1 pseudogene is annotated in these 619 nt (G+C 60.7%); it reads left to right on the top strand.

Features of this window, described 5'->3' with window-relative positions:
• Positions 1–619, top strand: a pseudogene (locus ACB035_RS20475) (IS4 family transposase); the annotation flags it as partial.

Raw genomic sequence — 619 nt, 5'->3', positions numbered from 1 at the left:
CGCCTATCCGCAGGTACGCATGCTCTGTCAGATGGAGCTGACCAGTCACCTGCTTGTTCAGGCGGTCATGGAGAGCTGCGCCGTCAACGAGATGGTGTTGGCCGAACAGCTTGTCGCGCGCACACCAGACCACTCGCTGACTCTGTTCGACAAGGGGTTTTACTCTCTCGGTCTGCTCCACGCCTGGCAAACCACTGGCAGCGAGCGCCACTGGTTGCTGCCACTCAAAAAGGGCACGCAATACGAGGTGGTGCGCAAGCTGGGGCGCCAGGATGTGCTGGTGCATCTCAAGACCAGCCCACAGGCGAGGAAGAAGTAGCCGCACCTGCCGGACACAGTGGAAGCCCGCTTGCTGACTCGCACTATCAACGGCAAAGAGCGGCAGGTGCTGACCTCGATGGTCGACCCGATGCGTTTCCCGGGCGCCGACATCGTTGAGCTCTACAGCCACCGTTGGGAAATCGAGTTGGGCTATCGGGAGATGAAGCACAGCCTGCAACAACACCGACTGACCCTGCGCAGCAAGAAGGCGGCGGGGATACGGCAAGAGCTGTGGGGCGTGCTGCTGGCGTACAATCTGCTGCGCAGTCAGATGGTAAAGATGGCCGCGAGTCTGAAG

This window comes from Aeromonas sp. S12(2024) (assembly GCF_041402305.1).
GTDB classification, from domain to species: domain Bacteria; phylum Pseudomonadota; class Gammaproteobacteria; order Enterobacterales; family Aeromonadaceae; genus Aeromonas; species Aeromonas veronii.
This window is presented reverse-complemented; position numbering and strand designations above follow the sequence as displayed.